This is a genomic window from Azospirillum sp. SYSU D00513 (assembly GCF_017356015.1).
GTDB lineage: Bacteria > Pseudomonadota > Alphaproteobacteria > Azospirillales > Azospirillaceae > Azospirillum.
The window spans coordinates 63363-86085 of record NZ_JAFIQV010000004.1 but is presented as its reverse complement, the minus strand read 5'-3'; the positions used below and the strand labels follow the sequence as shown (position 1 = coordinate 86085).

General features: G+C 70.8%; 24 protein-coding genes. 8 read left to right on the top strand and 16 right to left on the bottom strand.

Features of this window, described 5'->3' with window-relative positions:
• Positions 1-236: 236 nt before the first annotated feature.
• From rpsI to JUB11_RS04490, 4 genes are all read right to left on the bottom strand, one after another.
• Positions 237-725 carry a 30S ribosomal protein S9 gene (gene rpsI, locus JUB11_RS04505; protein ID WP_207456530.1) on the bottom strand — a complete coding sequence of 163 codons (489 nt, stop codon included), beginning with the start codon at positions 723-725 and terminating at the stop codon, positions 237-239.
• 5 nt (positions 726-730) lie between these two features.
• Complete coding sequence (rplM, locus tag JUB11_RS04500; RefSeq protein WP_207456527.1) at positions 731-1195, bottom strand: 50S ribosomal protein L13; 465 nt, start codon at positions 1193-1195, stop codon at positions 731-733.
• A 182-nt stretch (positions 1196-1377) separates the two neighbouring features.
• Complete coding sequence (locus tag JUB11_RS04495; RefSeq protein ID WP_207456525.1) at positions 1378-1863, bottom strand: PaaI family thioesterase; 486 nt, start codon at positions 1861-1863, stop codon at positions 1378-1380.
• Between the two features lie 86 nt (positions 1864-1949).
• On the bottom strand, positions 1950-3176 hold the full coding sequence (locus JUB11_RS04490; RefSeq protein ID WP_207456523.1) for an MFS transporter: 1227 nt from the start codon (positions 3174-3176) through the stop codon (positions 1950-1952).
• 310 nt (positions 3177-3486) lie between these two features.
• On the opposite strand from JUB11_RS04490, the gene JUB11_RS04485 reads away from it, so the two are divergent.
• On the top strand, positions 3487-3834 hold the full coding sequence (locus JUB11_RS04485; RefSeq protein ID WP_207456520.1) for a hypothetical protein: 348 nt from the start codon (positions 3487-3489) through the stop codon (positions 3832-3834).
• A 427-nt stretch (positions 3835-4261) separates the two neighbouring features.
• Here the strand turns inward: JUB11_RS04485 and cutA are convergent, their stop codons facing one another.
• Entirely contained in the window at positions 4262-4615 is a 354-nt protein-coding gene (gene cutA, locus JUB11_RS04480) for a divalent-cation tolerance protein CutA (RefSeq protein WP_247886839.1), read from the bottom strand.
• 99 nt (positions 4616-4714) lie between these two features.
• On the opposite strand from cutA, the gene JUB11_RS04475 reads away from it, so the two are divergent.
• Positions 4715-5044, top strand: coding sequence for a hypothetical protein (locus tag JUB11_RS04475; protein ID WP_247886838.1), 330 nt, complete (start codon positions 4715-4717; stop codon positions 5042-5044).
• Between the two features lie 16 nt (positions 5045-5060).
• Here the strand turns inward: JUB11_RS04475 and JUB11_RS04470 are convergent, their stop codons facing one another.
• From JUB11_RS04470 to JUB11_RS04455, 4 genes are all read right to left on the bottom strand, one after another.
• Positions 5061-7325, bottom strand: a complete 2265-nt coding sequence (locus JUB11_RS04470) for a PAS domain S-box protein (protein ID WP_207456518.1) — start codon at positions 7323-7325, stop codon at positions 5061-5063.
• A gap of 359 nt (positions 7326-7684) precedes the next feature.
• Complete coding sequence (locus JUB11_RS04465) at positions 7685-7900, bottom strand: hypothetical protein (protein ID WP_207456513.1); 216 nt, start codon at positions 7898-7900, stop codon at positions 7685-7687.
• Between the two features lie 339 nt (positions 7901-8239).
• Positions 8240-10213: a M1 family aminopeptidase gene (locus JUB11_RS04460; RefSeq protein WP_207456512.1), complete on the bottom strand. Its 1974-nt coding sequence runs from the start codon at positions 10211-10213 to the stop codon at positions 8240-8242.
• Positions 10214-10269: 56 nt separating this feature from the next.
• Positions 10270-10920 (bottom strand): gamma-glutamylcyclotransferase, encoded by a 651-nt coding sequence (locus JUB11_RS04455; protein ID WP_207456847.1) that lies wholly within the window; start codon positions 10918-10920, stop codon positions 10270-10272.
• Between the two features lie 160 nt (positions 10921-11080).
• Between JUB11_RS04455 and JUB11_RS04450 the strand changes: the two genes are divergently transcribed.
• The gene (locus JUB11_RS04450) at positions 11081-12097 is read left to right on the top strand and encodes a DUF2125 domain-containing protein (protein ID WP_207456511.1); all 1017 of its coding nucleotides are present in this window, start codon (positions 11081-11083) and stop codon (positions 12095-12097) included.
• Between the two features lie 62 nt (positions 12098-12159).
• Here the strand turns inward: JUB11_RS04450 and JUB11_RS04445 are convergent, their stop codons facing one another.
• Both JUB11_RS04445 and JUB11_RS04440 read right to left on the bottom strand, forming a co-directional pair.
• Positions 12160-13050 carry a prephenate/arogenate dehydrogenase family protein gene (locus JUB11_RS04445; protein ID WP_207456510.1) on the bottom strand — a complete coding sequence of 297 codons (891 nt, stop codon included), beginning with the start codon at positions 13048-13050 and terminating at the stop codon, positions 12160-12162.
• Positions 13051-13196: 146 nt separating this feature from the next.
• Positions 13197-13382, bottom strand: coding sequence for a hypothetical protein (locus tag JUB11_RS04440; RefSeq protein ID WP_207456509.1), 186 nt, complete (start codon positions 13380-13382; stop codon positions 13197-13199).
• A gap of 72 nt (positions 13383-13454) precedes the next feature.
• On the opposite strand from JUB11_RS04440, the gene JUB11_RS32620 reads away from it, so the two are divergent.
• The gene (locus tag JUB11_RS32620) at positions 13455-13661 is read left to right on the top strand and encodes an entericidin A/B family lipoprotein (RefSeq protein WP_247886837.1); all 207 of its coding nucleotides are present in this window, start codon (positions 13455-13457) and stop codon (positions 13659-13661) included.
• Between the two features lie 37 nt (positions 13662-13698).
• On the opposite strand, the gene JUB11_RS04430 is transcribed toward JUB11_RS32620, so the two are convergent.
• Complete coding sequence (locus JUB11_RS04430) at positions 13699-13908, bottom strand: DUF1902 domain-containing protein (protein ID WP_207456508.1); 210 nt, start codon at positions 13906-13908, stop codon at positions 13699-13701.
• A 135-nt stretch (positions 13909-14043) separates the two neighbouring features.
• Between JUB11_RS04430 and JUB11_RS04425 the strand changes: the two genes are divergently transcribed.
• A complete protein-coding gene (locus tag JUB11_RS04425) occupies positions 14044-14331 on the top strand; it encodes a HigA family addiction module antitoxin (protein WP_207456506.1) in 288 nt (95 codons plus the stop codon).
• 25 nt (positions 14332-14356) lie between these two features.
• Here JUB11_RS04425 and hisC read toward each other — a convergent pair whose 3' ends face one another.
• Both hisC and pheA read right to left on the bottom strand, forming a co-directional pair.
• Positions 14357-15448 (bottom strand): histidinol-phosphate transaminase, encoded by a 1092-nt coding sequence (gene hisC / locus JUB11_RS04420; protein WP_207456504.1) that lies wholly within the window; start codon positions 15446-15448, stop codon positions 14357-14359.
• 12 nt (positions 15449-15460) lie between these two features.
• A complete protein-coding gene (gene pheA, locus JUB11_RS04415) occupies positions 15461-16354 on the bottom strand; it encodes a chorismate mutase (protein WP_207456502.1) in 894 nt (297 codons plus the stop codon).
• A gap of 193 nt (positions 16355-16547) precedes the next feature.
• Here pheA and JUB11_RS04410 point away from each other — a divergent pair, with 193 nt between their 5' ends.
• From JUB11_RS04410 to JUB11_RS04400, 3 genes are all read left to right on the top strand, one after another.
• On the top strand, positions 16548-17726 hold the full coding sequence (locus JUB11_RS04410) for a homoserine O-acetyltransferase (RefSeq protein WP_348771358.1): 1179 nt from the start codon (positions 16548-16550) through the stop codon (positions 17724-17726).
• A 22-nt stretch (positions 17727-17748) separates the two neighbouring features.
• On the top strand, positions 17749-18399 hold the full coding sequence (gene metW / locus JUB11_RS04405; RefSeq protein ID WP_207456497.1) for a methionine biosynthesis protein MetW: 651 nt from the start codon (positions 17749-17751) through the stop codon (positions 18397-18399).
• An 87-nt stretch (positions 18400-18486) separates the two neighbouring features.
• A complete protein-coding gene (locus tag JUB11_RS04400; protein ID WP_207456495.1) occupies positions 18487-19134 on the top strand; it encodes a PRC-barrel domain-containing protein in 648 nt (215 codons plus the stop codon).
• A 16-nt stretch (positions 19135-19150) separates the two neighbouring features.
• On the opposite strand, the gene JUB11_RS04395 is transcribed toward JUB11_RS04400, so the two are convergent.
• Positions 19151-20446: a pentapeptide repeat-containing protein gene (locus tag JUB11_RS04395; protein ID WP_207456494.1), complete on the bottom strand. Its 1296-nt coding sequence runs from the start codon at positions 20444-20446 to the stop codon at positions 19151-19153.
• Positions 20447-20574: 128 nt separating this feature from the next.
• Positions 20575-22719, bottom strand: coding sequence for an ATP-binding protein (locus tag JUB11_RS04390; RefSeq protein ID WP_207456493.1), 2145 nt, complete (start codon positions 22717-22719; stop codon positions 20575-20577).
• Positions 22720-22723: the final 4 nt, after the last annotated feature.

Here is a 22723-nt window from a genome sequence, read left to right as displayed (position 1 = left end):
CGGGGATGGAGCCGGGAGGTCGGATGGGAAGATACGGGAAAGCGCGTGCGGTGCAAAAAGAGAAAGGGCGCCACCGGGCGGCAAGCCCGGAATCAGAAAGGCGCGTCCCGTTGGAACGCTGCCTGGAATGCAGAAAGGGGCGTCCCGTTGGGACGCTGCCTGGAATGCAGAAAGGGGCGTCCCGTTGGGACGCCCCTCGCCGTATCGATGCCGATGGCAGAGTTCGCGTGCGCGGGTCAGCGCTTCGAGAACTGGAAGCTGCGGCGGGCCTTGGCGCGGCCGTACTTCTTACGCTCGACGACGCGGGCGTCGCGGGTCAGGAAGCCGGCGGTCTTCAGCGGCGGACGCAGGGTCGGCTCGAAGTAGGTCAGCGCCTTGGAGATGCCGTGGCGGACGGCACCGGCCTGGCCCGACAGACCGCCGCCGGTGACGGTGGCGATCACGTCATACTGCTCGACGCGGCCGGCCACGTCGAACGGCTGGGCGATCATCATGCGCAGGACGGGACGGGCGAAGTAGACTTCCTGGTCGCGACCGTTGACGGTGATCTTGCCGGAGCCCGGCTTGATCCACACGCGGGCGACGGCGTCCTTGCGCTTGCCGGTGGCGTAGGCGCGGCCCTGGGCGTCCAGCTTCGGCTCGGCCAGTTCGGCCGGAGCGGCGACCGGGGTGGCGCTGCCCTGCAGGTCCTGCAGGCTGGAGAGGGTGGTGGTGACCTGAGCCATTTGGATTACGCGCTCCGCTTGTTCTTCGGGTTCAACGCGCCGACATCCAGCACGGCCGGCTGCTGCGCCTCGTGCGGGTGGGTCGCACCCTTGTAAACCTTCAGGTGAGACATCTGGCGGCGGCCGAGCGGGCCACGCGGAACCATGCGCTCCACGGCCTTCTCGATGACGCGCTCAGGGTACTTGCCGTCGAGGATCTGGCCCTTCGAACGGCCCTTGATGCCGCCCGGATAGCCGGTGTGCCAGTAGAAGATGTCCTGATCGCGCTTCTTGCCGGTCAGCTTCACCTTCTCGGCGTTGATGACCACGACGTGGTCACCGCAGTCCATGTGCGGGGTATAGGTCGGCTTGTTCTTGCCGCGCAGGATATTCGCCAGGATGCTGGCGAGCCGGCCGAGAACGAGGCCGTCGGCATCGACGACCACCCACTTCTTCTCGATCTCGGACGGCTTCAGATTAAAGGTCGACATCGTCACACTCGTTGCGTGAATCGGGGATCGGCAGGCCGCCGGATCCCGCGGCGCCGAAGCGGCCGGATTTGTACGGTTTCGACGGCACCGCGTCAACATAAATTTTCGCCTTCAAAATCAACGGCTTGCAAAAGCGGTAATTAGATACCTCTAGTGCAAAGCCCTTGATTTGAAAGGATTTTTCACTCCGTCTCACCATCATGGTATCCCAATACCGCAAGCTTGACGGGGTCGTGCGGCGGGATGGAATAGGTGCCGGTGACGTGGGCGACCGGTTCGGGATCGCCTTCGGAGAAGAGCAGCACCTCCCCGTAGGCCAGCCGCTTGCCGAGCTTCAGGATGCGGCAGTCCGCGATCAGGGCGACGGGCGGCGGCTTGCGCAGGAAGTTGATGGTGGCGCTGGTGGTCACCGCCAGCTCGACCCGGCCGATCAGGCTCATCACGGCGCCCCACAGCGCCACGTCGGCCAGCCCGAACATCGCCGGCCCGGTGATGGTGCCGCCGGGCCGCACCATGTCGCCGGTGTAGGGCAGCCGCAGCCGCACGGTGCCGGCACCGATGCTCTCGACCGCGACGCCGAGATTGCCGATCAGGGGCACGCCCTCGCGGATCATGACCTCCAGCTCCTCGGCGGGGATCGCGGAGCCGGCCGGGGATTGACTGCTCATTCCTCACCCATCGTCACGCGCTCTCTTCGCGGCGGCGGTCCGCGGAGCGCTTGGTTCGTGGTCGCCGCCGGGAAACAGTTCCGGTCTCAGTCCCCGCCGGCGATGGCCGCGGCGGGAGCGGGAGCGGCGGGCGCCGGCTTCTCCTTGCGCTCCTCCGGGACCAGCAGCGCCGCCAGGAAGGCGACCAGCGCCAGCGCCGCCAGCAGCAGGTAGAGCGCCTGGAAGTCGCCGGTGCGGTCGAAGACGGCGGCGGCCATCTGCACCGCGACGGGGCCGGCGCCGAAGCTCAGCACGAACTTGGCGCCGAAGGCGAGGCCCCGGTGCCGGGCCGGCGTGTAGCGGGCGAGCAGCAGGCTTTCCGCGGGGATCTGCACCTGCGAGCCGATCACCACCCCGATGGCGGCGAAGACCAGCGGCAGGTCCCACAGCACGGCCATCAGCGCCATCATCGGCGTCTGGAGCAGCAGGCAGAGCACATAGATGCGCTTGACCGGGTAGCGGTCGGCGAGATGCCCACCGATGAGCTGCGGGACCGTCGCCGCCAGATAGACGAGCGTCACCATGCCGCCGACGCCCAGCGTGCCCTCCCCAAGCAGCCCGCCGAGCCGCGTCTCGAACAGCTTCGGCAGCACGATCAGCATCGAATTGAACAGCAGGCCGGAGCAGATCATGGTGACCGACAGCACCAGGAAGGCGCGGACCATGTCGCCCCGCTCCGCCGCCGGCTGCGGCTTCACGTCGCCCCGGCGGTCGCGGACATGGCCGGTGGCGATCAGCGCGGCCAGCGCCACGCCCAGCGCGACGCAGACGGCGCCGGGCAGGATCATGGCCGCGCGCCAGCCCATCCAGTCGGTCAGCCCGCCCGCGACCACCGCCGCCGAGGCGATGCCGACCGTGCCGAAGATGCCGAGATAGCCCAGCGCCTTGCCCCGGTTGGCGGCGTTCTTGACGGTCCAGGACATGCTGACGGGGTGATAGATCGACGCCCCCAGCCCGAGCAGCGCCAGTCCCCAGAAGAGGACGCCCGTGTCCGAGGCCAGGCCGCTGACGATGGATCCGGCGCCGGTCAGCAGGAAGAAGACCGCCATCATGCGGCTCTCGCTCCAGCGGTCGCCGAGCCAGCCGGCCAGCGGCGCCCCGACGGCGATGAGCGTGGCGCCGAGCGTCCAGACCCGGATCAGCTCGTCATAAGAAAGATGCCATTCGTGCTGGAGCGCCAGCACCACCGTCAGATAGAGACCCGACACGATGTGCATCAGCGAATGACCGACCCAGGAGAAGCCGAGCGACAGGCGGGCGGACAGGTCGGACATCGGGGTCTCCGGCCGGGAATGGGGATCAACTCACGCTCTCACGCCGCCAGGGGCGCGGTCCAGAGCGGCCCCGTCATGGCGGACATGCCGCCGTGGGCGGTCCAGAGTGATTCACAAGTGATCCCTTACATTGCATTGCAAAATAATTTGGTTTTCTTTGTCGTAGGCGGGACTAAATTAGCTCTCAACAGGGTGGTGCCCCCGACCGGAAATCCGAAACCGGCTGCCGGCCAGGAGGACACCACCGCCCCCTTCGCGAGGGACCGGGCCGCAAGGCCGCCCCCGCCGCAGCGTTCGCAGGAGTGTTCCCATGTTCAAGCTCGCCGCTTCCCTGACCGTTGCCTCCGCAATCCTGGCCGCGTCCGGCGCAGCCTTCGCCGCCGACACCGCCCGCCCGCTCCAGGCCCGGCTGATCGCCGCCCCGACCTTCGCAGCCCAAGCCGAGGCGACCCGCCTCGTCGCCACGCACGCTCCGGCCTCGGCCTCCGCGCGGCCCGCCACTGTCGCCCGCCCGCTCCAGGCCCGGCTGATCACCGCCCCGACCTTCGCGGCCCACGCCGAAGCCGGCCGCCTCGTCGCCGCCAAGCCGGCGGAAAGCCCGATGACCGTGCAGCTGCCGGTGAAGGTCACGGCGGACACGCGGTCGGTCATCCAGTAATCCACCCTCTCGGCCCTGCCGGGCGCCGGATGCCCGGCAGCGTGCCTTCGGCCGGGCATGCTCAGGGGGCGACTTGCCGCTCACCGGCGCCAGGTCCATGGTGTCGCGAGGCAGGAAGACAAGCATCGCTTCCTGCTTCGCCACATCTGGCCGAAAGGATCACCGGATGAGCCGCCCGCGTACCCTCTGCTCGGGGCCATCGCGGCGTATCTGGCCAAGCAAAGCCGCCTGCCCGCGATACCGAAGTGGGTGTCGCATGCCGGACAGGTCCTGAAGGAACCATGGTTCACGACCGGTTCCGATTCACCGGGCATGCGGGAGTATCTATCCTGGGCGTCGCCGGCGGAATTCCGGCATCACAACATCCTCACGGACCAGACGCCGTTGCGCCGCGCGGGCTCGCGGTTCTGATCCCTGCCGGCCGTCCTTACCCCGTCCCCTCCCTCAGCCAGTCCACATAGGCCGGGTTGCCGCGCCCGAGCGGCAGTTCGAGGATGCAGGGCACCTCGTAGCCGTGCAGTTCCCGCACGCGGGCGGCGAGCCGGTCGAAGAGGGCGCGGCGGGTTTTCGCGATGAGGACCGCTTCGGCCGATTCCTCGACCGCACCCTGCCAGCGGTAGATGGAGGTCATGCCGTCCAGGATGTTGACGCAGGCCGCGAGTCGTTCCTCCACAAGGGCGCGGCCGATGCGCGCGGCGTCCGCGCGGGATGCGGCGGTCATGTAGACGAAGGCGAGGTCCGTGGCATCGGCGCCAGCATCGGCGGCTGTTTCGGAATTCATCGGGTGGTTCCCTTGCTGCGCCGGCTGTCCTTCCGGCATAGATGGCCTCAAGATTGCCACAGCCCGATCCCGGGCGACACAGCAGGGACGACCCGAACCATGGCCGCGCCACGCCGCACCGGCACCCGCCGCACCCCGACCGAACCCCAGGTGGCGTGGCTGCGCCGCGGCATCGACCAGCCGGGCGGCAAGCTGCCGCTGTTCGACGCCCAGGGCCAGCGGGTCAAGAAGACGCTGGTCGCCGCCTGCCTCAAGGCCGGCTGGGCGGAGCCCTGGTTCGACAACCCGATGAAACGCGATTGGCAGGTCTGCCGCCTGACCGAGGCCGGCCGCGCCCTGGTCCTGGCGCGCAGCAACGTCATCGCGGTGGACTTCACGCAGGGCACGCTGGGGCTGGAAGCCGAAAAGCTGACCGCCGGGAGCCGCTGACGGCCCTCCCCGCCCTTCAGCCGGTCGCCTTGAGCTGCCGCTCGACGGCGGTGGAGAGCTGGCGCGGGGTCACCGGCTTGTGGATCACGCGCAGGCCGTGCGCCGCGGCGTCGTGCAGGCATTCCGGACCGGTCTCGCCGGTGAGGATGACGCCCGGCACCTGGGGGCCGAAGCGCTCGCGCACGCGGCGAACGACCTCGGTCCCGACGCGGCCCTCGCGCAGACGGTAGTCGGCGATGACGATGTCCGGCACGCGGTTCTGCCGGCCGAGCCGCTCCATCGCCTGGTCGGGGTCGCCGGCGGCGAGCACGCTGTAGCCCCATTCCCGCAGGATGATCTGGAGCCCCATCAGGACGACGGCGTCATCGTCCACCAGCACGGCGAGGCGCCCCTGCCCCTCCGTCGCGGGTTCGGGCCGCGCGGGCACCGCCGATTCAGGCGCGCGCTGCTGTGCTCCCGCGGCGGGAACCAGCACGCGGAAGGCCGATCCCCGGCCGTGGACCGAGCGAACCTCCACCGGATGGTCGAGCAGGCGGGACAATCGGCGGACGATGGCGAGCCCCAGCCCCAGCCCCTGGGCGCGGTCGCGCTCCGGGTTGCCGACCTGGTGGAACTCCTCGAAGATCCGCTCCAGATGCTCGGGCGGGATGCCGATGCCGGTGTCCTGCACGATGATCGCCACGCGCTCGCCCTCGGCCCGGCACTGAACGCGCACGAGACCCGATTCGGTGTAGCGCAAGGCGTTTTCCACAAGATTGCGCACCAGCCGCAGCAGCAGGGTGCGGTCGCTGCGCACGGTTCCGCCGCAGGATTCCAGCCGCCAGTCGAGCCCCTTCTCCGCCGCGGCGGGGGCGTAGGCGGCGTCGAGATGCTCGAACAGCTCCGAAAGGGGGAATTCCTCCAGCGTCGGAGTCACCACCCCGGCATCGAGGCGCGAGACGTCGAGCAGGCTGTCGAGCAGCTCCTTCAGCGCGTCCAGCCCTTCCTGGAGATGGCGGACCATGCCGGCGGCCCGCGGATCGCCCCCTGCCGGATCACCCTCCCGTGCTGCGCCGAGATGGCCTTCCAGCGCGGCGGTGAAGAAGAAGAGCGATTGCAGCGGCTGGCGCAGGTCATGGCTGGCGGCGGCGAGGAAGCGGCTCTTGGCGAGGTTGGCGCGCTCGGCCTCCTCCTTGGCGCCGCGCAGCGCTTCCTCCATCGCCTTGCGTTCGGTGATGTCCTCGACGATGGCGATGCGGTAGGCGTCCTCGCCCCCGGTGATGCGGGCGAGCGAGGAGGTGACCAGTGTCCAGACCACCGATCCGTCGGGACGGCGGTAGCGCTTCTCGACCGCGTAGCTCGGGATGTCGCCGGCCTGGAGGCGCCCGATCATGGCGTCCTCGGCCTGCTGGTCGGCGGGCTCGGCGCGGTCGCGGATGGAACCGCCCAGCAGCTCCTCGCGCCGGGCGCCGAGGATCGCGCAGAGCTTGGCGTTGACGTCGAGGTAGCGCCCGTCGAGCGAGACCCGCTCGATGCCCACGGCCGCCAGCTCGAAGATCGAGTGGAAGCGCTCCTCGCTCTGGCGCCGGGCGTTCTCGGCGTCGGCCAGCGCGTGCTCGCTCCATTTGCGGGCCGTCACGTCCTGGAGGAAGACCGCCAGCCCGTCGCGCGAGGGGAAGGCGCGCACCGCGAACCAGGACTCCAGCGGCGCGTAATAGGCCTCGAACTCGACGGGGACCTGCTCCGCCATGGCGCGCCGGTACTGCTCGTCGAAGACGGAGCCGACCGCCTCGGGATAGGCCTCCCACAGGGACTGGCCGACCACGGCACGGCTGCCGGCGGTCATGGACCGGGCGCGCTCGTTCATGAAGGTGACGCGCCAGTCCGGGTCCACCTCGAACACGCCGTCGGTGGTGCTGGCCAGCACGGAGGCCATCTTGTGGGCGAGCGCGTTCACCCGCTGGGATTCCCCCGCCTTGCGCTCCAGATCCTCGGCCATCGCGTCGAAGGCGCGGCCCAGGATCCCGATCTCCGACCCGTCCCGCGCCAGCCCCGTGCGCGCCGACAGGTCGCCATCGCGCCAGCGCCGCGTCGTCTCGATAAGGGACGAGACGGGACCGCGCAGGAACCGGTTGCCGGCCCACCAGACGGCCAGCAGGCTCACCAGCCCAAGCAGGGCGACGGCGGCGAGCCACCGCATCGCCGCCGCGCCGAGCAGGCCCGATGCGGCCATGCCGAGGGCCACCAGCGCCGGGAGCATGGCCAGCAGGACCAGCAGAAGCAGGCGGTGCAGCAGGCTCATGCGGCGCGGCCTTCCGGGCGTCTCATCGGCATTCGTTCGGGGACATTCGTTCGGCGTGCGCGCGGACGGGATCAGGACAGCCGCGGCGCGGACGGGCATTGGCGGTTGCGCGGCACGCACGGGAGCGGGCATGGCGCGGCACGGCCCTGCCTGTGGGCAGCCCGTGGGGCGGCGCTGAAATGGTTCCGGTCGTCACGCATATGGCTGTGTGTTCGCAGTTCGGACGCCCGAACCCCAACGTTATGGTTAAGCGAACGTTAACCAAACAGGACGCCGCACGCAACCAGTAATCCCGGCCAAGTTACCACGGACGGAGAAGCCTCTGTTCGACAAGGGCTTTTCCGCGCCGGGACGGAGCGTCAGCGCCCCAGGCGACCTGCGGTCGCATCCTCATCCAGCGAACCGCGCTCCGACCGGTTCAGGGCGGCGACCCATTCGGCGGCGGCCTGGGGACCGAGTCCGGCAAGCCAGCGCCCGCCGGCGCGGACATAGCTGCCGCATTCGCGGTCGATGACGCTCCAGCAGCGGCCATCGGCGTCGGGTCGTGCGGCGTATCGGAAGAGAGCGGTTTGCATGAACCGTAAATTAAACCGGTAACTGAAATTCACAATCCAACGTTGGTCAGCGGCCCCAAGGCCCTTCCGACGAAGGGCCCAGCACTTAAGGCGGATGCGGCGGAGTCCGGTTGCGCCGCCCGGCACGGTTCTGCGCGATGGAGGAGGTCCTGCGTGGTACCCGCTCCGTGATTTGGCCAACCGCCAGCTGTGAACTCTGACAGCTGCCCGCACGGCGGCGACCGCTTTATGGTGTCTGCATCCGGCGGCTGTTTCGTCGGCATGCCGCCGGTTCCCCGGAGGGCCGCCCACCGGTCAATGGGCGGCCCTCCCCCCATACCCGAGCGGCCAGATCCCCTTTCACTTCCCCTCCGTCCCCACTGCACGCCGCAGCGGACTGTCGCCGGCCGGCCAGACGCCGCGTTCGGCCACCCTGGAGCCGTCGAACAGAAGCCAGCTCTGGCGGCCATAATGGGGGAGCGGGCGCAGCAGGGCGCGCAAGGCCGCCGCGTCCCGGCCAGCGACGGCCAGCACCGGGCGTCCCTTTGGGGTCCGGAAGGTCCAGACACGCGCCGTCACGCCTTGCGCGGTCGCGGCGACCTCGGGCATCGGCGGCAGGCCGCGCGCGGTGAGGAACCCCTCCACCGCCTCCGCCGTGCCGATGAGGGCGAGCGGGGCTGAACCGTCGGCACCCGAAGCCGGAACGAGGCGCGGCGGGCCGTCCATCAGCCGACGAGCAAGCTCTCTGGCGGCATCATCCGCCTCCCCCTCCGCCGCGACGACGACGTCCGTGGCGGGGTCGAGCGTCACGTCGCGCAGGATGGGTGGCGCCTCGCCGGGAGCGAGACGGCGGAACAGGTCCTGGTCCGGGTCCAGCGCGACGGCCCGGGCGGGGGCGGAGGGGGTGAAGGACGCCGTGGCCTGCCGCCCATCGAGCCGCAGGACGTGCCGCTCGATCCCAGCCGCCGTCTCGATCGCGACGGGAATGCTCAGCCCATAGGCGGGCTCGTCCTGGGCCGCCGTCACGGTCACGCGGCCGTCTTCCGCCCGGACGTCCTTCAGCTGCAGCACGGGCGCGCCAGACCGCTCAAGCCACTGGGCGAAGAAGGGGCCGAGATCGCGGGCCGACGCGGCCTCGAAGGCCCGGCGCAGGTCGCTCCAGCCGGCGTCACGGAATTGGTTCGTCTCCCAGAAGCGGCGGCTGCCGGCCGAAAAGGCGTCCTTGCCGATCTCGCCCTCCAGCATGTGGAAGAGGAAGGCCGCCTTGCCGTAGCCGACGATCTGCGAGGCGTCGTGCCCGCGCGCACGGAAGGCAGTGAGCGGCATGTCGCGTTCCGGCGGAAGCGCCGCGAAGTCGCGCAGCCAGTCGAGCCGCATGGCCCGCGCCGCCTCGGGCGACCGCCGCGCGGCGGATTCATGATCGGCCATGAAGGTGGTCAGCCCCTCGGCCCAGTTGCCGCCCTCCCCCACGCGGATGCCGTTGCCCCACCAGTTGTGCAGGATCTCGTGGGCCAGCGACTGGCTGCGGATGAAGGGCAAGGGCATGACCTGCCGCCCGATGTAGGTCAGACCCGGAAAGCCGTAGCCGACGGGGAGCGGCGCCGACAGGATGGCGAAGCCGTCGAAGGGATAAACTCCGATCCGCGCCGAGGCGTCATCGATGGTCCGGGCAGTCAGATCGAGGTAGCCGTCGCTCAGCTCCGCCTGCTCCGGGTGGAAATATGTGCGCAGCCGCAGCCCCCCGTGCATCCGTTCCCGCACGGTCCAGGGGCCGGCGAAGAGCGACGGCTCGCCCACCGGGCGGTCCTCGGCGAAGACAGCGCGGTGTCCCTCGGGACCTCTTCCCTCCTCCAACAGACGGCCGGTCGCCACGGCGACGAAGGGTGCGGGCACCCGGACGGACAGGCGCCAGGACGGCGGCTCTCCGCCCATCGCGGGTATCCAGCCGGAGCCTTCGGGCAGGAAGGCCCCTTCCTCCCCCGCCAGCGGCCCATCACCGCTGTCGTCAGAGCCGAAGGCGGCGAGCGTGCCGCCGTAGCGCAGGATCACCTCCGCGCCGTCCCCGGTGGCAGCATCCGCGGGCACCGTAAGCCGGATCCGCCCGCCCTCCCGCCGCACGGGCAGTGGCCGACCGGCGACGGAGGCCTCCGAGACGGCCAGCGCGGGCGACAGCCACAGGGTCCGCTCGCCGGGCGGCAGTCGGATCCGGTCCACCACTTCCAGCCGGCGCGCGGCCGGGTCGAGCGTGACGTCGAGATCATGGTGCGGGCCGGCGGCGAAGGCCGGACCCGCGCACAGGAGAAGAAGCAGGAAAGAAAGAGATCGGATCGGCATGCCCCAGCATATGGGGCGGGCGCGCCCGCCGGCCAGGACGGCCGTGCCGGGCGAGGTCAGCCGGTGCGCCGGCGGACTTCCTCGTACAGGCTGAACAAGCGCTTGTCGCGGATGCCCAGCGCGTCCAGATGGGCGACGGTGTTGGCGAGATACTCGGTGTTGGGGCCGCGCTCGCCACAGCAGCCGGCGATGCGCTCCGCCATGTCGGACTGGCCGATGCAGCCGCAATATTGCCGGTGCCGCCGGTCGACCACGAAGCAGAGCGCCGTCACGGCTCCTGGTCCGTCACCGGCCAGCCGCAGGGGCAGCAGCTTCGGGCAATAGGCACGCGTGCTCATCTCCCGGTCCCAGAGATAGGCGAGCGCCCCGGGCACGCCCTCCACGGCAACGCGGAAGGCCACGCCCCGGCAGGAGCCGCCCCGGTCAAGGCCGAGTACCAGCCCCGGCCGTTCCGGCGTGCCGCGGTAGCGCGAAGAGGAGATGCAGAAGCTGCGGTGATAGCCGCGCAGCACGGCCGGGCGCGCCTCCTGATGAGCAAAGCCGGGGTTCCACATCAGGGAGCCGTAGCCGAAGACCCAGAGATCCGTGCCGGGCTCCACGGCGATGTCGCGGGTCCAGTCGGACGATGGCGGGAGCCGGCCGGCCGGCGCGGCGTCCGCGCCGGGATCGGCGGGAAGAAGACTGGGGAGGGACGTCTCGAGCAGCATGTCCACGCAGGAAGATCCGGAAGGGAGCTTGGCAGGAAGCTTGGCAAAACATCGGTGACGGCCTGGTGAAGCCGACGGGGTCAGGCTAGCACGCTCCACCACGCAGGGCTATAAGTGGCCCCCTGATCATGGAAATGCCACGACGAGGGAGCGGAAACCGGTGAGAAGACTGGCCTGGGCGGGCATCCTGCTCCTTCTGATCCCGGCGCTCGCCTGGACGGTCTGGTGGTGGTGGGCGGCCAGCGCCGTGGAGCGCGGCGCGCTCGACTGGATGGAAGCGCGGCGCGCCGAGGGCGCGCTGGTCGAGCATCAGGGGCTGCGGGTCGAAGGGTTCCCCTTCGCGCTGCGCGCCACGGTCGAGGCCCCACACCTCGCCATGCGCGGGATGGAATGGCGGGGTGTCCGCCTTGTGGCCGAGGCGCCGGCCTGGGACTACCGGCGGATCGCCCTGACCCTGCCCGGCGAGCAGCGGGCTTCCGTCGCACAGGCCGGGTTGGTGCCGCTGGAACTGCTGTCGCGCGGCGGCGGGACGGGCCATGCGCTGCTGACGGGGGCCGGGCAGCCGCTGGAGCTGCAGCTCGGCTTCACCGACCTGATGGCCCAGCCCGAGGCGGCGCCCACCGCCATCGCGGCGCTCGGCGTGACCGTGCGGCAGCCGGCGGAACCGCCGGCCACGCACAAGGAAACCGGCCTGTCGCTGGCGCTCACCGCCACCGGCATCACCCTGCCCGAGGGGCTGCCCGACGCGGTCGCCGGACCGCTCGGCCGCAGCATCCCCAAGCTGGAGGCCGCCGCGCGCATCCAGGGCCGCCCGCCGCGCATCGAGCCGCCGTCCTTGTCCGCCTGGAGCCGCGACGGCGGCACGGTCGAGCTGGACCGGCTGGCGCTCGACTGGGGGCCGGCGGCGGCGGCGCTCAACGGAACGCTGGCGCTGGACGAGGCACTCCAGCCGCAGGGCGCCCTCAGCGCGGAGCTGCGCGGGGCCGACAAGCTGCTGGCCGCCGTGGAGCCGCAGCTTCCACGCAACCAGGTGACGCTGGCGCGGACGGTCGTCGCCATGCTGTCCCGCCCGGGCGCCGACGGCACGCCGGTGATCCAGGCGCCGGTGACGCTCCAGAACGGCGCCCTGTTCCTGGGGCCGCTGAAGCTGATGCCGCTGCCGCGCTTCTCCTGGTAGGGGCTCTCCGCCCGCTCGGACGCGGCGGTTGGGATGGGGCGGTTGGAATCGGGCGGGCGGGATCAGGCCTGCTTGGCGTCGATGATGCTGCGGCGGATCGTGCGGGTCTTGCTGAAATGGTCCTGGAGCTGCTGCCCCTCGCCCCAGCGGATCGCGCGCTGGAGGGCGGTCAGGTCCTCGGTGAAGCGCTGGAGCGTGTCCAGCACCGCTTCCCGGTTGTTCAGGAAGATGTCGCGCCACATCACCGGGTCGCTCGCCGCGATGCGGGTGAAGTCGCGGAAGCCGCCGGCGGAGAACTTGATGACCTCCGACTTGGTGGTCTCCTCCAGGTCCGACGCCGTGCCGACGATGGTGTAGGCGATGAGGTGCGGCAGGTGCGAGGTGATGGCCAGCACGCGGTCGTGGTGGCTCGCCTCCATGATCTCCACCGTCGAGCCGATGCGGCGCCAGAGTGCCGTCATCTTTTCCACCGCACCCGCGTCGGTGCCCGGCGGCGGGGTCAGAATGCACCAGCGCCCCTGGAACAGCGACGCGAAGCCGGCCTCCGGCCCGGAATGCTCGGTGCCCGCGACCGGATGGCCGGGCACGAGATGGACGCCGTCCGGCAGGTGCGGGCCGATGTCGCGCAGCACCGCCTGCTTCACCGAGCCGACGTCGGAGATGATCATGCCCTCGCGCAGGTGCGGGGCGATGGCCTCCCCCACCTCGGCAAAGCTGCCGACGGGGGAGCAGAGCACCACGAGGTCCGCGCCGTCCATCGCCACGGGAATCTCGGTCGTGGCCATCTCGACGATGCCCAGCTCCATGGCCTTGGCGCAGACGTCGATGCTGCGGTCCGCACAGACGACGCTGCGCGCCACCCCATACTCCGTCAGCGCCCGCGCCAGGGAGGAGCCGATCAGGCCGATGCCGATGATGGCGACGCGGTCGAACAGGGGGGCGGTGTCGGTCATGGCGGAATCCCGGCGGCGGGTGGCGGTCGTTGGGGCGACAGCTTTACACCACCGGGGCGCGGACCGACCAAGGGAAAGTTGCGCCGGAACGAAACTCGGCCGGAACCGGCGGGTGCCGGCTCCACGGCCGCGCCTTTCGGGCTCGCTCAGCGGTCCTGCTGGTAGCCTTGGTGGGTGGTGTTGGCCTTGACGCTGCCTTGCTGACCCTTCTTGTCCGGGTTGTCGTTGGCCATGCTCTTGCTGCCGCCGCCCTCGCCGTGGATGGTGCCGGGGCCGCCGGGCCCCTTGTCGCTCTGCTGCTCCGGCGGGATCGGGGGCATGGACTTGCTCATTGCGGGTCTCCTGTCGGTTGCTCGTCGCAGGACAACAGCGCCGCCGGGGGAGCGTTCCGGAACGGGCCGCCCATGAAGCGCCGTCTTGGCAGAGGGGCTGCCCCGCGCTATCTCTCGGGACCGCAGTTCCCGATCCAGAGCCATCCCATGAAGACGCTGTCCGCCCTGTTCCTGCTGCTTTTCGGCGCCATGACCCTGCTGTCCGCCTGCAACACGGTGGAAGGCGTTGGCGAGGACGTGAAGTCGGTCGGCCGGGCGATGAAGCGGGCCGTGAACTGACAGGATTCGGCTGCCGGTCAGAACCGTTTCGGCAGGCTTACCGGGCTTTGGGCGGGAACCCGCCCATCAGGGCGTCATTCAGTTCAAGAAGCTCAGGGATCATGACCCCGAGCTTCCGCTCAAGTTCATCGGGAGTTTCAGCTTCGGTGACGAGGCCCGGCACGTCGTCGCTCACGGCGACCCAGACGCTGGCTTCCGAGTCCCATTCGGCTCGGACAAAGATCGAGGGAGTCGAGGCCCTGGTCATCGGTTTCCCGTGATGCGTTGCGTGATCATGCATCCCCAAAGATGAGGAGCATGCGGGAGCCATGACATCGCTTGTGGAGGGGTGTCAATTCGAAGACAGTGAAGGCGCGTACTGGGATGGCGAAGGAGGCTTGCCGTGCGGATCAGGACTCACCCCGGCGACGTGCTCCGCGAGGAGTTCATGGCGCCGCTTTCGATTTCCGCAGACGCGCTGGCGCTCGCCCTGCGCGTCCCGGCGACCCGCATCGGGGAGATCGTCAACGAGCGGCGGGGCGTGACGGCGGACACGGCCCTGCGCCTTGCCCGCTATTTCGGCACGACGCCGGAGTTCTGGATGAACCTCCAGGCCGCGCACGACCTGTCATCCGCCGCGTCGGAGCGCGGCGCGGAAATCGAGCGGGACGTCCAGCCCAGGGCGGCCTGAAGGTTCCCGCAGGGTCTCCGGCCCGTCAGGCGGCCAGGAAGTCCCTCAGCGCCTGAACCACGGCGCGCATCTCGGCCTCGGTGCCGATGGTGACGCGCAGGCAGCTCGGCAGGCCGTAGCTGGGCATCTGGCGGACCAGGATGCCGCGCTCCTTCAGGAACAGGCGCGCGGCCTCGGCGTCGTCCTTGCCGGGCCTCTGGCCCTTGAAGTCCACCAGCACGAAATTGGCGACGCTGGGATGGACGGTCAGGCCGAGCGCCGTCGCCGCGTCGGAGAACCAGGCGCGCCACTGGTCGTTGTGGGCACGGGAGCGGTCGATGAACTCCACGTCCTCCAGCGCCGCCACGCCGGCCGCCTGGGCGGCGGCGGTGACGTTGAAGGGGCCGCGGATGCGGTTCAGCACGTCGGCGATGGCCGCCGGGCAGTAAGCCCAGCCCAGCCGCACCGAACCCAGCGCGAAGATCTTCGAGAAGGTGCGGGTCACCACGACGTTCGGGTGGCGCTCCACGAGCCCGGTGCCGTCGGAATAGTCGTTCTGCGTCATGTATTCGGCGTAGGCCGCGTCGATGACCAGAATGACGTCCGCGGGCAGCCCGGCGTGCAGGCGCGCGACCTCCTCCGCCTTCAGGTAGGTGCCCGTGGGGTTGTTCGGGTTGGCGAGGAAGACCAGCCGGGTGCGCGGGGTGACGCGGGCCAGCAGCGCGTCCACATCGGCGGTCAGCCCCTTTTCCGGGGCCACCACCGGGGTGGCGCCGACCGACTTGGCGGCGATCGGGTACATCAGGAAGCCGTACTGGCTGTACAGCACCTCGTCGCCCGGCCCTGCGTAGGCGCGGACCAGGAGACCGATCAGCTCGTCGGAGCCGGCGCCACAGACGATGCGGTCCGCGTCCAGCCCGTAGCGCTTTGCGAGCGCCTGGCGCAGCTTGGTGGAGCCGCCGTCGGGGTAGCGGTGCAGCTCGCCGGCGATGCGCTGGTAGGCCTCCACCGCGCGCGGGCTGGGTCCGAGCGCGCCCTCGTTCGAGGCGAGGCGGATGCTGCCATGGTGCTCACCGCCGACATAGGCGGCGATGTCGAGAATCCCGGGGCGGGGCACCGGGCCGGTCGGCTGGGTCATGACGGATGGGCCTCAGCGGGCGTCGTTGGGAAAGCTCAGCGGCACGGCGTAGCCGCCGAGCACGTTGACACGCGCCGGGATCTCGCCCATCCGGGCGAGGAAATCGGCCAGGCGCGGGTCGGCGGGATCGACGAAGTCGGCGATCTCCACCAGGTGGATCGAGGGGCCGGAGCGGTCGCGGGCGTGCCAGGTGCAGAAGGAGGTCGGCGGCAGGCCCGAGGCCTCCAGGAAATCCTTCAGCCGGCCGCGGCTGAGATCGGCGCCCAGTTCGATGCCGAGCATCGAGCGGTCGTCGCCGGTCGGCTCGTGCGGGACCATGGCCAGCGCCAGCGCGTCGCGGTCTTCCCCGCGCGCGTTGCCGCGGCCGCAGAAGGGCAGCCGCGCCACGATGCGGGGCGTGCTGGCGTCCGACGACACCACGAAGCGCCACCAGGGGTCGGCGTCGTCCTCGGCCGGATAGGGGACGATCGCGACGGTGGCCGTGCCCTCCGCCACGGCGCGGAGCGCCGCCACGGGGCTGTTCACGGCACTCATCGGCACGAGGCTGCCGAAATGGTCGCGCGCCACGTCCCAGAAGCCGCGGCGGTCCTCCGGCGCGTAGACCGCGACGGCGAAGGGTCCCTGGAGCCGCGTGAAGGCGGAGATCATCTCGCGCCAGATCCGCACGACGACCTGGGCCGGGAAGCTGCCGGCGTGGCGCGCCATCAGCCGGCGCAGGATCACCGCCTCGCGGCCGGGGCGCAGGAACACGGCCTGCCCCGGTGCCGGTCCCGGGCCCTTGGCGACGCCGATGCGCTCGACCACCGAGGCGCGGCGCATCAGCAGATCGTGGATCGAATTGTCGATCTGGTCGATCTCGCGGCGCAGTTCGTCGAGGGCAGGATTGGCGGGGCTGGCGGGCGTCATTGGTCCAAAAAACCGTGCAGTCGGAACCAGATAGTAGTAGTCCGGCCGGGGTGCAAAAGCAAAGAAAACATTGACACCCCGGAGGCTCGCTCCGTAGCTATACGGTCCCGGGCCGGAGCCCCCGAAATCCGCAGAAAACGCCATGTCCGCACAGCCTTCCACCGCCGCAACGGCCGTCTCGATGGCTGGCCCGATGGCCGACCCGACGGCCGAGGCCGTCCCCTTCCCCGGCCACCGCGTGACGCTGGGCGCGGACCGCCCGATGCGGCTCGACAGCGGGGCGGAACTGGGTCCCTTCGAGGTCGCCTACCAGACCTACGGCACGCTGAACGAGGACCGGTCCAACGCCGTCCTGGTCTGCCACGCGCTGACCGGCGACCATTTCGTGCTGGACCGCCACCCGGTGACCGGAAAGTCCGGCTGGTGGGAGATGATGGTCGGCCCCGGCAAACCGGTGGACACCGACCGCTACTTCGTCATCTGCTCCAACGTGATCGGCGGCTGCATGGGCTCGACCGGCCCGAAGGAGACCGACCCGGCGACCGGACAGCCCTACGGCCTGAACTTCCCGGTCATCACCATCGGCGACATGGTGCGGGCGCAGAAGCTGCTGGTCGAGCATCTGGGCATCGACCAACTCTTCTGCGTGATCGGCGGGTCCATGGGCGGCATGCAGGTGCTGCAATGGGCGGTGGCGTACCCGGAGTCGGTCTTCGCCGCCGTGCCCATCGCGACGGCGGCGCGCCATTCGGCGCAGAACATCGCCTTCCACGAGGTCGGGCGCCAGGCCATCATGGCCGATCCGGAATGGTGCGGCGGCGGCTACCTGCTGGAGGACCGCCGGCCGCGCGCCGGGCTGGCCGTCGCCCGCATGGCCGCCCACATCACCTATCTGTCGGAGCCGGCGCTGCACCGCAAGTTCGGGCGCAACCTGCAGAACCGCCAGTCGGTGACCTACGGATTCGACGCGGATTTCCAGGTGGAGAGCTACCTGCGCCACCAGGGCATCACCTTCGTGGAGCGGTTCGACGCCAACTCCTACCTCTACATCACCCGCGCCATGGATTATTTCGACCTCGCCGCCGACCATGGCGGCGTGCTGGCGAACGCCTTCCGGCCGCAAGGGAAGACCACGCCGGTGCGCTTCTGCCTGGCGAGCTTCTCCTCGGACTGGCTGTTCCCGACGTCGGAATCGCGCGCCGTCGTGCACGCGCTGAACGCGGTGGCGGCCAACGTCAGCTTCGTGGAGGTGCGGACCGACAAGGGCCACGATGCCTTCCTGCTGGACGAGCCGGAACTGCACCAGGTGATCCGCGGCTTCCTCGACGGATGCGCCGAGCACCGCGGGCTGGCCCGGCGCCGCGCGCCCTGAGTTCAGAAAGGTTCTTCCGGCCATGAGCCCTCTTGACGACACCGCCTCCCGCCTCGCCGCCCGCAGCGCTCGCGACATCCGCTTCGACCTGAAGCTGATCGCCGACATGGTCGAGCCGGGCAGCCGCGTGCTCGACGTCGGCTGCGGCGACGGCGCGCTGCTGGAGGTGCTGACGCGCGAGAAGGGCGTGGACGGGCGCGGGATCGAGCTGTCCATGGACGGCGTGCACCAATGCGTGGCGCGCGGCCTGTCGGTCATCCAGGGCGATGCCGAAACCGATCTGAAGGACTATCCGGCCGGCGCCTTCGACTATGTCATCCTCAGCCAGACGCTCCAGGCCATGCGCGAGCCGCGCGCGGTGCTGGGCCATCTGGCGCGGATCGGCCGGCGGGCCATCGTGTCCGTGCCCAACTTCGGCTACTGGCGCATCCGCCTCCAGCTCCTGACGCGCGGGCGCATGCCGGTCACGAAGAATCTGGGCTACCAGTGGTACGAGACGCCCAACATCCATCTCTGCACCATCGCCGACTTCGTCGAGCTGGTGCGCGATATGGGGCTCCGGGTCGAGCGCAGCGTGATCGTGAACCGCGCCGGCCGCATCACCGGCAGCGACCATGGCTGGCTCGCCAACCTGATGGGGGAACAGGGCGTCTTCCTGGTGCGCGGCGACTGAAGCGGAGGCTTCGCGGCGGCAGGGTGCAACCGGACGGCAGTTTGGGCTGTTGATCACGGACCCAGATGCCGAACCGGAGATCCGTTCATGCGTTCCGCCATCCTCGCCGCGTCCGCCCTCGCCCTGCTGGCCGCAGCCGCGGCCGCCCCGACGGCCGCCGCTCAAGACACGGTCAACCAAGGCACGGCCGGCCAGAGCGCCGCGCCCGCGGCCGGCGGCACCACGCCGCTGATGACCGCGCCGCGTCCGGAAGACACGGCCACCACCTCCCCGCAAAGCTCGCAGGAGGGCATGGACGGCAGCGCGCCCTCGGACGAGATGACCGCTCCGGCCCAGGGCACGGCCAGCCAGGGCACCGGCGGTGCGCAGGAGGAGGTGGCCGCCGCCCCTCCCCTGACGCTCGACACGGCCGCCGCGCGCGAGCTGGTCGGCCGCGACGTGCAGACCCGCGACGGCAAGTCGGGCGGCATGATCCGCGACTTCACGCTGGGCGGCCCGAACGGCGGCGTGGACCGCGTGGTGCTGAGCAGCGGCGCCTTCATCGGCGCGGAGGCCGAGATGATCTCCGTCCCCGCCTCGGAGCTGCGGATGGACGCGCCCGAAAACGCCAGCACCCCGCCCGCATCGGAAAAGCCGACCACCCGCCTCAGCCTCGACATGACGCTGGAGGAGCTGACCAAGGCGCCGTCCTTCGCCTATGACGGCAAGGCCAAGACGCTGGTGAACAACCAGTAATCCCGCGCGCACTCCCCTACAGCTTCACCCCCGCCAGCCCTTCGAGGCTGGCGGCCTGCATCAGGGCGCGGCGCTCCAGCCGGGCGCCGAAGAGCTTGGCGTTGCCGAGGTCGGCCTTGGCGAGGTCGCAGCCCATCAGGTTGGCGTAGGACAGGTCGGCGCCGGCGAGGCTGGCGTTGCGCAGGCTGGCCCCGCGCAGGTCGCAGTAGCGCAGCTTCGCGCCCGACAGGTCCGCGCGCATCGAGCGCTCGGCGCTGAAGAACAGGGCGTCCAGCTTGGCCTCGCGCAGGTCGGCGTTGTTGAGCTTCGCGTTCTTCAGGTTGATGCCGCGCAGGTCGGCGCCGCCCATCCGGGCGAAGCGGAAATCCGCCTTCTCCATCACCGCCGCCTGGAGCTGGATGCCGGCGAGGTCGAGCCCGTAGAGCGTCGCCCCCACGGCACGCATCATGGTCAGGCAGCTGTGCGCCAGCGACGGGGCGTGGCGCAGGTCGAAGCCCGACAGGTCGAGCGCCGTTCCCTCGGCGCCGCCCGATCCGACCCAGGACATGTGTTCGGCCACCAGGGCCTCCAGCGGGCGGCCCAGCTCGGCGACGACGCGGCCGACGGGGCTGTCGGTCAGCGCGTCCTCCGTGTCGGTGTCGGTCATGTCGGTCATGGTGAGCGAGGCGCCGGTCAGCACGGCACCCCGCAGGCAGGCGCCGCGCAGGTCGGCCCCGGACAGGTCGGCGCCTTCCAGGTTCGAGCCGGAAAAGTTGGCGCCGCGCATCGTCGCGCGCACCAGCTTGCAACCCTTCATGACGGCGTCGGTGAAGTCGGTGTGCACGGCCATCGCGCCGGAGAGCCGCGCGTTGGTCAGGTTGGCGCCCGACAGGTCGGCTCCCGAAGCCTCGGTCGGCCGGTCCTCCACTTGGACGACATGCAGGTTGCCGATGCGGTCCTTCTCGGCGAGCGAGCCGTCGCGCAGGTCCGCCTCGAACAGGTTGGCCCCGATCAGGATCGAGCCGCGCAGGCAGGCGCCGCGCAGGTCCGCCTTGATGAGGCTGGCGTTCTCCAGGTTGGCCTGCCGGAGGTCGGCGGCGAAGAGCGCCACCCCGTCCAGCCGCGCGCCCGCGAGGTTCGCGCCGCGCAGGATGGCACCGGTCATGTCGGCGTGCGCGAGGTCGCGCCCGGCAAGATTCAGCCCCGTCAGGTCGCAGAAGGACAGGATCGCCCGCGCGCCGCCGATACGGGCGTTGCGGAACATCTCATGCCGGCGAACCGCCGTGTCGAGCTGCGCCTGGTCCAACTTGTTGTAGGGCCGCGACTGGATCATTCGCCTCGGTTCCGGTTCCGGGGCGCCGATGGCGCGGGCCCGTTCCGCCCAGGCTAAGCGCGCGGTTTCAACAATGTCTTAATGGGTGCCGCCGCTTCGGCCCGGACAGGCCTCGGCAACGCCCGCGGTCAGGCCGCCGTCTGCGCCTGACGGGCGGCCCGCTCCGTGCCGACGGCGGCCAGCGCCTCGCGCAGAAGATCGGGGGTGAAGGGCTTGTGCAGCAGCCGGCAGCCGGTGGCGACCGCCTCGCGGATGCGTTCGGGTGCGGTGTCGCCGGTGAGGATGATGCCAGGCACGGGACGGCCCAGCAGTTCGCCGGCGCGGGTCACGATCTGCACGCCGTTGAGGTCGCCCGGCAGGCGGAAGTCGGAGACGACCACGTCGGGCGGCCGCTCCGCCGCGCGCAGCCGGGCGAGTGCGGCCTCCCCGTCCATCGCCGTCAGGACGTGGTGGCCCCAGCTTTCCAGGAGGAGCTGCATGCCGCCGCGCTGCACCGGATCGTCCTCGACCACCAGAATGAGCCGCCCGTCCTTCCGGGGCTCCCGCCCGGACGAGGCGGGTGCGAAGGCGGGGGCGGCCCGATCGGCGGCCGCGACCGGCACGCTGACGGCGAAGAGGGAGCCCCGGCCGAGGCGCGAGCGCACCTCCACCGCGTGGCCGAGCAGCGCCGCCTTGCGCCGCACCTTGGCGAGCCCGAGCCCGAGGCCGCGGCTGCGGTCGCGCTCCGGGTTGCCGAGCTGGACGAAGTCCTCGAAGATGGCGTCGAGCTGTTCCGCCGGGATTCCGGGGCCGGTGTCCCAGACCTCGATCCGCAGCCACTGGCCGCGCCGCCGGCAGCCGACCGTCACGCCGCCCGATTCCGTGTAGGCGACCGCGTTTCGCACGAGGTCTCGCAGCATGCGCGTCAGCAGCGCCCGGTCGGTGCGCACCAGCAGCGGGCAAGGCCGCACCCGCAGGGCCAGCCCCTTGGCGGCGGCGGCGGCGCGGAATTCCGAGACCACGTCCTCCAGCACGGCGGCGGCCGGCACGTCGGTGACGTTGGGCCGCACCACCCCGGCGTCGAGCGTCGCGACCTCCAGCAGGGAGTGCAGCAGTTTCTCGCCGCTGTCCAGCGCCTCCCCCATCCGCTCCGCGATCTCGCGGTCCTGCGTGTCGCGCAGCCGCTCGATCAGGATGTGGTGGAACAGGCGCAGGGCCTGGAAGGGCTGGCGCAGGTCGTGGTTGGCGGCCGACAGGAAGCGCGCCTTGGCCTGGTTGGCGCGCTCCTTCTCGTTCAGCGCCCGGACCAGCTTCTGGTTCAGCGCCCGCAGGTCGGAGGTCCGTTCCTCCACCCGCTGCTCCAGCCGGGTGTTGGCTTCCTCCAGCGCCGTGCGGGCCGCCGTCTCGCGCCGCTGGCTGGCCCAGCCCATCCAGGCCAAGCCGAACAGGGCCAGCAGGCTGGTGAGGGCCACGGCCACGCCGCGGTCCAGGCGGATGCGCCAGGGTGCCAGCACCACCTCGCGCGGCACGCCGACCGCCGCCAGCACCGGCAGGTCACCGACCCGCCGCAGCGCCAGCAGGGAGGCCCGCCCGCCGAGCGGCCGCTCCATCTCCACGAGGCCGTCGCCCGGCGCGGGAAGGGGAAGCGCGCCCAGGCCGAGCGCACCATGGCCGGCGAGCCGCAGCCCGTCCGGCCGGAAGAGGCCGGCGGTACGCTCGCGCCCCTCGAAGGCCTTGGACACGCCGGTGAGCCGAACGGCGGGAATGGCGAAGAGCGCCGTTCCCTGGAAACGGCCGCCCGGCCCGGCGACCGGCTGGGCCAGCACGACGGCTTCCTCGCCCTCGGCCCGGCCCGGCAGGGCGGCCACACCCCGGCCAACGGCCGCCGTCATCTCGCTCACGAGGCTGTCCGCGACCCCCGCATCCAGCGCGATGGTCGGGCCGAAGATGGTCCGGCCCTCGGTGTCGAGGATGGAGAGGGTTCCGGCCCCGGACGCCGAAAGCCCCTCGGCGATCGCCGCGTCCGCGAATGCCGACAGCCCGCCGCCCGCCTCCAGCCGCCGGGCAACACCGTCCAGCCGCTCGAAGCCGTGGCGCAGGACCGGACCGGCCTGCCCCTCGATCATCGAGGCGGCCTGAAGCGTGTCACCCTCCGCCCGGTCCAGCGTGTCCAAAAAATCCAGCGCGGTCACGGCGCTCCAGGACAGCCCGCCCAACGCCGTCATCGCCACGACGATGCCGATCAGGACCGCCCGCGGAGCCGAGGAGGATGTGCGGTTCGGGAAGCGAAGCATGGCA

Excerpts from the sequence above, each read along its gene's own strand:
- rpsI (WP_207456530.1), bottom strand. The coding sequence starts at position 725 with ATGGCTCAGGTCACCACCACCCTCTCCAGCCTGCAGGACCTGCAGGGC.
- rplM (WP_207456527.1), bottom strand. The coding sequence starts at position 1,195 with ATGTCGACCTTTAATCTGAAGCCGTCCGAGATCGAGAAGAAGTGGGTG.
- JUB11_RS04495 (WP_207456525.1), bottom strand. The coding sequence starts at position 1,863 with ATGAGCAGTCAATCCCCGGCCGGCTCCGCGATCCCCGCCGAGGAGCTG.
- JUB11_RS04490 (WP_207456523.1), bottom strand. The coding sequence starts at position 3,176 with ATGTCCGACCTGTCCGCCCGCCTGTCGCTCGGCTTCTCCTGGGTCGGT.
- JUB11_RS04485 (WP_207456520.1), top strand. The coding sequence starts at position 3,487 with ATGTTCAAGCTCGCCGCTTCCCTGACCGTTGCCTCCGCAATCCTGGCC.
- cutA (WP_247886839.1), bottom strand. The coding sequence starts at position 4,615 with ATGAATTCCGAAACAGCCGCCGATGCTGGCGCCGATGCCACGGACCTC.
- JUB11_RS04475 (WP_247886838.1), top strand. The coding sequence starts at position 4,715 with ATGGCCGCGCCACGCCGCACCGGCACCCGCCGCACCCCGACCGAACCC.
- JUB11_RS04470 (WP_207456518.1), bottom strand. The coding sequence starts at position 7,325 with ATGAGCCTGCTGCACCGCCTGCTTCTGCTGGTCCTGCTGGCCATGCTC.
- JUB11_RS04465 (WP_207456513.1), bottom strand. The coding sequence starts at position 7,900 with ATGCAAACCGCTCTCTTCCGATACGCCGCACGACCCGACGCCGATGGC.
- JUB11_RS04460 (WP_207456512.1), bottom strand. The coding sequence starts at position 10,213 with ATGCCGATCCGATCTCTTTCTTTCCTGCTTCTTCTCCTGTGCGCGGGT.
- JUB11_RS04455 (WP_207456847.1), bottom strand. The coding sequence starts at position 10,920 with ATGCTGCTCGAGACGTCCCTCCCCAGTCTTCTTCCCGCCGATCCCGGC.
- JUB11_RS04445 (WP_207456510.1), bottom strand. The coding sequence starts at position 13,050 with ATGACCGACACCGCCCCCCTGTTCGACCGCGTCGCCATCATCGGCATC.
- JUB11_RS04440 (WP_207456509.1), bottom strand. The coding sequence starts at position 13,382 with ATGAGCAAGTCCATGCCCCCGATCCCGCCGGAGCAGCAGAGCGACAAG.
- JUB11_RS32620 (WP_247886837.1), top strand. The coding sequence starts at position 13,455 with ATGAAGCGCCGTCTTGGCAGAGGGGCTGCCCCGCGCTATCTCTCGGGA.
- JUB11_RS04430 (WP_207456508.1), bottom strand. The coding sequence starts at position 13,908 with ATGACCAGGGCCTCGACTCCCTCGATCTTTGTCCGAGCCGAATGGGAC.
- hisC (WP_207456504.1), bottom strand. The coding sequence starts at position 15,448 with ATGACCCAGCCGACCGGCCCGGTGCCCCGCCCCGGGATTCTCGACATC.
- pheA (WP_207456502.1), bottom strand. The coding sequence starts at position 16,354 with ATGACGCCCGCCAGCCCCGCCAATCCTGCCCTCGACGAACTGCGCCGC.
- JUB11_RS04410 (WP_348771358.1), top strand. The coding sequence starts at position 16,548 with ATGGCCGACCCGACGGCCGAGGCCGTCCCCTTCCCCGGCCACCGCGTG.
- metW (WP_207456497.1), top strand. The coding sequence starts at position 17,749 with ATGAGCCCTCTTGACGACACCGCCTCCCGCCTCGCCGCCCGCAGCGCT.
- JUB11_RS04400 (WP_207456495.1), top strand. The coding sequence starts at position 18,487 with ATGCGTTCCGCCATCCTCGCCGCGTCCGCCCTCGCCCTGCTGGCCGCA.
- JUB11_RS04395 (WP_207456494.1), bottom strand. The coding sequence starts at position 20,446 with ATGATCCAGTCGCGGCCCTACAACAAGTTGGACCAGGCGCAGCTCGAC.
- JUB11_RS04390 (WP_207456493.1), bottom strand. The coding sequence starts at position 22,719 with ATGCTTCGCTTCCCGAACCGCACATCCTCCTCGGCTCCGCGGGCGGTC.